The sequence below is a fragment of the Mesorhizobium sp. M7A.F.Ca.AU.001.01.1.1 genome (assembly GCF_004022735.1).
Classification (GTDB): Bacteria; Pseudomonadota; Alphaproteobacteria; order Rhizobiales; family Rhizobiaceae; genus Mesorhizobium; species Mesorhizobium ciceri.
Genome location: NZ_RZPF01000310.1, coordinates 1 through 7,130, shown reverse-complemented (window position 1 = coordinate 7,130; position 7,130 = coordinate 1). Strand labels below are relative to the sequence as shown.

Below are 7,130 nucleotides of genomic sequence, written 5' to 3'. Positions count from 1 at the left end.
ACGATGATGTGCTCAAGGCGCTGCCGACGATCGAGTTCGACGCGCCGCAAGGCAAGATCCGGGTCGATGCCAGCAACAACCACACGCTCTGCCATTCCTATGTCGGCAAGGCGGCCGCAGACGGCATCAGCTATGAGATCGCCAAGGATTTCGGGACGATCGCGCCGGCCACCCCTTACTGCAAACTGTAGGCGCTTCGGCAACAGCTCCAGGTAATCCTGACGGCGGCTTTGCCGCCGTCAGCTCGCTTGCGGCGCAGGCAGCCGCTCGCGCAATTCGTCGACAAGCACCCTGGTGTTTTCGGGATAGTCGATGGGCACGACGACGAGGTGCACGCCGCCGCCGGTGAAGGCCCGTTCCAGCGCCTGCCGCAAATCGGCGATCTCGCCAACTCTTGTCCCCTTGGCTCCGTAGGCCTCGGCATATCTGACGAAGTCGGGATTGCCGAAGGTCATGCCGAAATCCGGAAATTCGTCGACCGCCTGCTTCCAGCGGATCATGCCATAGGCATGGTCTTCGAGCAGCAGGACGACGAGATTGAGCTTGAGCCTGACGGCGGTCTCCAGTTCCTGGCTGTTCATCATGAAGCCGCCATCGCCACAGATGGCCATGACACGGCGCTGCGGATAGAGCAGTGCCGCCATCATCGCCGACGGCAAGCCCGCGCCCATCGTGGCCAGCGCATTGTCGAGCAGGATCGTGTTTGCCATGCGGGTGCGGTAGTTGCGCGCGAACCAGATCTTGTACATGCCGTTGTCGAGGGCAAGAATCCCATCCGCCGGCATCACGGCGCGCACGTCATGCACGATGCGCTGCGGCGTGAAGCGATCTTCGGTGGCGCGCGCGGCGATGCGGCTCAGAATGCCTTCCCGCAGCGGCAGCAAGGCCTGTGCATTGGGGACCTTGCCCTCGATGCGGTCGGCCAGCAGCGCCAGCGAAGGACCGAGGTCGCCGACGATTTCGGCTTGCGGGAAATAGACCTGCTCGACATCGGCTGAATGGTAGCCGACATGAATGACCTTCGGCCCCTTCGCCCCCATGATGAAGGGCGGCTTCTCTACCGTGTCGTGACCGACGGTGATGATCAGATCGGCCTGTTCGATGGCCTCGTGCACATAGTCGCGCTCCGAAAGGGCTGCCGTTCCCATATAGAGCTCCGTGCCGCCAGGCACGGTGCCCTTGCCCATCTGCGTGGTGAAATAGGGAATTTGCGTCCGCAGCACGAACTGGGCGACATCGGGAGTCACGCGCGGTCGCGACGCCGCCGCACCAAACATCAGCAGCGGACGCCTGGCTTCCATGATCATACGGGCGGCGCGATCAAGCGCGCCCGGGCTGGCCAGCGGCAGTTCGACCGGATGCGTTGGCACGAGTGCTACCGGTTCACACTCGGCCGCCGCAATGTCTTCCGGCAATTCAAGATGTACGGGGCCGGGACGCTCTTCCTGGGCGACACGGAAAGCTTCGCGAACCAACGAGGGGATCATCTTCGGCGAAACGATCTGACGCGACAGCTTGGTCAGCGGCTTCATCGCCGCGACGATGTCGACGATCTGGAAGCGCGCCTGCCGGGATGACAGGATGCCTTTCTGGCCGGTGATCATGATCATCGGCATCGCGCCGAGCAGCGCATAGGCCGAACCGGTCGAAAGGTTGAGCGCGCCCGGGCCAAGCGTGGTGATGCACACACCCGGCTTGCCGGTAAGCCTGCCATAGGTGGCGGCCATGAAAGCGGCTGCCTGCTCGTGGCGGGTCAGGATCAGCTGGATCGAGGAGCGGCGGATGGATTCGACGATATCGAGATTTTCTTCGCCCGGAATGCCGAAAATCCGCTCGACCCCTTCGTTCTCGAGGGCCGCGACGAACAGATCCGAACCTTTGGTCATGACCACCTCTCCCGCAACATTCCGTCGGCCACCTTCATATGGCATCGGAACGCGACGCCTCAAAGAGGCATCTTCGGCTGCGGGTCAGAGGCGCGCGTTGCAACTCGCCGCTTTCGGCGAGGCGAAAAGTTCCTTCGGCGCAGACCATTGGCTGATCGGTGCGCCGCGCGTGCCGGTGATCAGCGAACGCAGTTCTGACAGATAGGTCTGCACGAAGAACGAGGTCTGGCTTTCCAGCGGCGTATAGGGACCCGGCCGGTAGGCGCGCGACATGATGCCGTCGGCATTGTCCTCGGTGATCTTCTTGTCCTGCACCGTGGTGACGTCCCACATCCAGCTGATCGCATCGGCGTCGATGTCGCCATCGGCGTCCTTGTCGACGAGCCAGGTCAGAATGACGTCGGTTTCCGTGGCGCTGCGCGGTATCATCTGGAACAGCGTGACATAATCATTGGCAGCACTTGCAAACGACAGGCGTCCGAGGCGGAAGCCGCTTTCGCCACCATCATAGGCGTGACGGCCGCCCATCAGGCATGAGACCCCCTCACCTGTATTGGACAGCGTGTTGCGGCCGGATCCGATCGGCTTGCGGTGCATGGCAAACGGCATCGTGTCGAGGTCGCCAGCCTGCCACGCGCCCTTGTGGAACTCGGCATCGCCGATGACGCTGTGCCAGGCCTCGATTTCATTCTGCCACTCGACCGCCTTGTCGGCGTCGCGGGTCGCGGTCACTTTGACATGGCCGTTGACGCGGTAATATTCGGGGTGGGCCGGCCGGCAGTGATAGCATTCGAGGAAGTTCTCGAGCACCAGCTTCCAGTTCGCCTTGGTGAGATAGTTCTTGCGCGCGACGATGCGTGCACGGTCAAGGCCGTTTTCGCGCAAGCCGCCGGTCAGCCCGTCCGCGACAGGCTGGATGTCGGGCAGCGAATTGGCATCAAGGCCGCAGAACACGAGGCCGCCGAAACTCTTGCAGGGTACGCGGTGCAGTCCCAGCGCTTCCGGATCGACGCTTTCCGGTAGATCCTGCCGTGACTGCAACTCGCCGGTCAGCCTGAACGACCAGGCATGGTAGGGGCAGACCAGAAGCTTGCCGCGACCATCCTTGGCGCAGAGCCGCGAGCCGCGATGGGTGCAGACATTGTAGTAGGCCGCGATGTCCTCCTCGCCGTCGTCGAAGCGCACGACGATGATCTCCTCGTCGAAAAGCTGGCGCACGATGTAGCGGCCTTTTTCTGGGACCTCGCTGGCATGGGCGACAAGCATCCATTGACGCGGAAACCACAAGTCCCGTTCCAGCGCGAAGATGGCAGGGGCCGCGTAGAAGGCCTGTTCCAGCGACCAGTCCGGACGTTGCCGGTCGATCAGCCTGACGGTCTCGCTTCTGTCGATAGGCTGGCTGTTCGATGTGTAGGCCTGCACGGCAAACACCTTTCTGCTCGCTGGCGTTCGAATGACGTTTCGATAGAGTGTGCGATGCGGAAAGGCTTGCAGCAAATACAGAAATGATAGACATTCATATCGAAAAGGCATGAAAGCAGGTTTGGATCGTGAAAACCCTCAAGACATCGCTTCCCCTGCTGAACGCCATGGTCGTCTTCGAGGCTGCCGCCAGGCATGGCGGGCTGACGCTGGCCGCACAGGAGCTCAACATCGCACAATCGGCGGTCAGCAGGCATGTCGCCAATCTCGAGCGCCAGCTGTCGGTCGAGCTGTTCACGCGCAGAGGCAACCGCGTCGCCGTCACCGGGGCCGGCAACACGCTGGCCGAAGCGATCCGCGAGGGTCTCGGCACCATCAGGCAAGCGGTCGAGGATTTGACCGCGCACGACAGCGATACATTCGTGGTCGGCTGCAGCCACGACTTCGCGCAGGCATGGCTGATGCCGCGCTTCGGCCTCATCACATCGCAGGTTGCCGATGGCCGGGTGCTGCTGCAGACATCCACCGACTACAGGGATTTCGACCAGCCTGAAGTGGCATTGTCGATCCGTTTCGGCGAAGCCGGGCAATGGCCCGACTTCGTGACCGAAAAACTGCTCGAGGGTGAGTGGTTCCCGGTTTGCGCGCCGGCGTTCCTGGCGCGTTATCCGGCGCTCGCCTCGGAAGAGCCTGAGGCTTTCCTGGCAGTGCCGCTGCTGCATCAGGTGACGCCGCCGGGCGCGATCGACAGTTGGCAATCGTGGGTCGGAACCGACCGGAAACTCGACGGACCTCGGTTCACCGGCTACATGTCGATGATACACGAAACCATCGCCGGGCGCGGCGCGGCGCTCGCCTGGGCGGGATTTGCCGACGAGCATCTGCGCCGCGGCCAGCTCGTCCGGCTGACCAAGACCTCGCGGCGCCACGCCGGCTCCTTCCACATCGTCATGAGGAAGAACGCCGGCCCGGTTGTCAGGGCGGTGGCGCAGGCGCTGCTCGGCAGCGTCGGCGACAGCTTGCAGGCAAGCGCCGGGGGCAGCTGACGATCAGGCCTCGCGACCAAACCGCGACGCCTCGTGACGCGCGCCCCAGGCCGGCATGGCGGCCTCGATCTCGGCTTCCGACTTGAAGGCGTTGGAGGCGTAGCGATCGACACGGAACCGCTCGACGGAAACGAACGGGGTCTGCCCGAGAACCAGTTCGCAAGAGAGCCGGCCAAGACCCGGTCCATGGGTGACGCCGCTCTCATTGTCGCCACCGACGACCACGATATTGTCGCTGCCGGGGACTTTGCCGACGATAAGGTTGTTGTCGGGCGTGTAGCACGGCACGCCTTGCGCCCAGCTCGCGATCGTCGAACCGCGCAGCGGCGGGAACACCGTCTGCAACTCGGCAAGCTCCTGCTCGGAGGTTTCCTGCATCAGCCCGATATTGTGCGGCTGGCCGGGTTCGATTTCGCTGTCGTTCGTCTTGTTGAGAGGTTTGTAGTGCCGGCCGGTTCCCCACATTATGGCGCCGAATGTCTCGCGCAGCCACAGCCGCAATTCGCGGCACTGGACGGTGGGAATGGTCGATGGCAGCCCACGGTCGTCGGTGACGATGCGCGTTGCAACGACGCGCAGCAGCGGCAACTGCCAGCCAAGGCCTGACAGGACCTGGTTGTTCCAGGCGCCGGCGGCAACAATCACGCCATCAGCCTCAAGACCGCCCTGGTCGGTCTCGATCGTCACCCGGTCGCCGGCATCATGGACGGCAGTCACGCGTGTGTTGCTGCGGAAGACGCCGCCGAGCTCGCTGATCTGGCCGGTCAGCACCCCCATCGCCAGCTTGGTGTCGAGCTGGATGCCGTGCGGATTGTAGGCCGCCGAATGGACCCGGGCCGGATCGATGAGGCCCTGCATCTTCTGCCCGATCTGCACGGCGTCCAGGTCCTGCATTTCCGGCGGCGCATAGGGAGAATCCAGCACCGGGCGGACGAAGCGTTCGCGCCCGTCCTCGGTCAGCGCCATGATCAAGGTGCCGTTCGGCCGATAACCAATCTCGGCGCCGACCTCGTGCAGCCTGCGATAGAAATCGAGGCCATATTGCTGCAGCTGAAAGCCCTCTTCACCGAGCGGGATCATGCCGGCGGACCAATGGGAGACGAAGCCAGCACCGGCGCTTGTGGTTGCGGCACCCGGCTGGCCGGCATCGATGACCGTCACCCGGCGCACGCCGGACCGCAGCAGATGGAAAGCCGCGCTGCAGCCGATGATGCCGCCGCCAATCACCGCGATATGCCTGCTATCGCTGCCGCCATGGCTTCCGTTTGAACTCATCTTTGTTCTCCCTTTTGCCGATGTTCCGGTCGGAGCGACATACAGCGACGGCGACCATACAGGCTCGTCCCGGACTGTCTAGACACATGTGTCTGTGGCCTGATACTTGATGCGCACTGCATCTGGATCACACGTCCGGAACGCCGCTTGATCCGGCTTTCCGTTGTGTTGTGTCGCCGAGAGAGCGAGGAAAAAGTGAGCGTTTCGACAGCCGCCCAGGCCATTTTCGACAGTGAAATCATATGGGACGCGCATTCCGGCTTCATGCCGGACCCGGCGGCGGACCTGAACAATCTGCAGATCTGGCGCGACGCCGGCATCGACTATCTGTCGATCGATGTCGGCTTCGACCTGTTGCCCTGGGAGCAGACCGTGCGGACGCTCGCAAATTTCCGCCACTGGATCCTTGCCAATCCCGAGCACTACACGCTGGTCTCCTCCGTCGCGGAAATCCGCAAGGCCAAGCTTGAAGGCAAACTGGCGATCACCTTCGACATCGAGGGCATGAACGCGCTCGACGGCCGCGTCGAGATGGTCGAGTTCTATCACCATCTGGGCGTCCGCCAGATCCTGTTTGCGTACAACAGGAACAATCTGGCCGGCGGCGGTTGCCACGATGTCGAGACCAGCCTGACGGCGTTCGGCCGCGAGGTCATCGACGAGATGAACCGTCTCGGCATGTTCGTCGACGTCACCCACACCGGCTATCGCACCTCGATGGAGGTGATGGAATACTCCAACCGGCCAGTCATCTTCTCGCACTCCAACGCCAAGGCCTTGTGCGGCCATGGCCGCAATATCACCGACGAGCAGATCAAGGCCTGCGCGCGCACCGGCGGCATCGTCGCGATCGTCGGGCTCAATCGTTTCCTGGGAGAGGGACGCACGGACTCGGACAGGCTGGCTGACCACATCGAATATCTCGTCGACCTGGCTGGCCCAAATCATGTCGGCATCGGACTGGACTACGCCTTTCCGGTTGATGTCAAAGGCATCGACCGCATCATTTCCGACAATCCGCAATTCTGGCCCAAGAGCGAATATCCGGAGGGGGCGACGACCTACGCGGCTCCAGGTCAGATGCGCGAACTGACCGAGGTTCTTCTGCGCCGCGGCCAGTCCGAGCAGACCGTGCGCGATGTCCTGGGCGGCAATTTCATGCGCCTGGCGGCTGAAATCTGGAAGTGAGCGGCGGCCGAGAGGCCTATCTCCGCTACAGCTCTTGATCCAGGCCCCACCGAATGGCGGGCCAGGCCATATCGTCTGCGCGATCACATTCCGCCCGTGACTTGCCCAAGTCGACGCGCCGGCGGCGGTCGGAACAGATGTCGAGATTTTCCGCAAGATCGTCCGTATCCAAGATTCGGACGTGCCGGCAAAATTTTCGCTAGACATAGATGTCTATTATTAGCAGTTTTAGCGGACCGACACATTCGGCCCGGCTTGGAGAATGGCCTGCGGCCTGAAAACAAGACAACGAAAACAGCTGAGGGGTAGAGCC

Annotated in this window: 6 protein-coding genes; 3 read left to right on the top strand and 3 right to left on the bottom strand. The window is 62.7% G+C overall.

Annotated elements, in window-relative coordinates; all coding sequences use genetic code 11:
* The coding region (locus EN884_RS19320; RefSeq protein WP_164895058.1) for a transporter substrate-binding protein at nucleotides 1-191 on the top strand (191 nt) is incomplete at its 5' end.
* A gap of 48 nt (nucleotides 192-239) precedes the next feature.
* On the opposite strand, the gene EN884_RS19315 is transcribed toward EN884_RS19320, so the two are convergent.
* The gene (locus tag EN884_RS19315; RefSeq protein WP_063167559.1) at nucleotides 240-1,886 is read right to left on the bottom strand and encodes an acetolactate synthase large subunit; all 1,647 of its coding nucleotides are present in this window, start codon (nucleotides 1,884-1,886) and stop codon (nucleotides 240-242) included.
* Between the two features lie 84 nt (nucleotides 1,887-1,970).
* Nucleotides 1,971-3,308 carry an aromatic ring-hydroxylating dioxygenase subunit alpha gene (locus EN884_RS19310; protein ID WP_164745998.1) on the bottom strand — a complete coding sequence of 446 codons (1,338 nt, stop codon included), beginning with the start codon at nucleotides 3,306-3,308 and terminating at the stop codon, nucleotides 1,971-1,973.
* Between the two features lie 128 nt (nucleotides 3,309-3,436).
* Between EN884_RS19310 and EN884_RS19305 the strand changes: the two genes are divergently transcribed.
* On the top strand, nucleotides 3,437-4,354 hold the full coding sequence (locus EN884_RS19305) for a LysR family transcriptional regulator (RefSeq protein WP_063167557.1): 918 nt from the start codon (nucleotides 3,437-3,439) through the stop codon (nucleotides 4,352-4,354).
* A 3-nt stretch (nucleotides 4,355-4,357) separates the two neighbouring features.
* Here EN884_RS19305 and EN884_RS19300 read toward each other — a convergent pair whose 3' ends face one another.
* Nucleotides 4,358-5,629, bottom strand: coding sequence for an FAD-binding oxidoreductase (locus tag EN884_RS19300; RefSeq protein WP_063167556.1), 1,272 nt, complete (start codon nucleotides 5,627-5,629; stop codon nucleotides 4,358-4,360).
* 195 nt (nucleotides 5,630-5,824) lie between these two features.
* Here EN884_RS19300 and EN884_RS19295 point away from each other — a divergent pair, with 195 nt between their 5' ends.
* A complete protein-coding gene (locus EN884_RS19295; RefSeq protein WP_082826414.1) occupies nucleotides 5,825-6,817 on the top strand; it encodes a membrane dipeptidase in 993 nt (330 codons plus the stop codon).
* The last annotated feature ends 313 nt before the right edge of the window (nucleotides 6,818-7,130 follow it).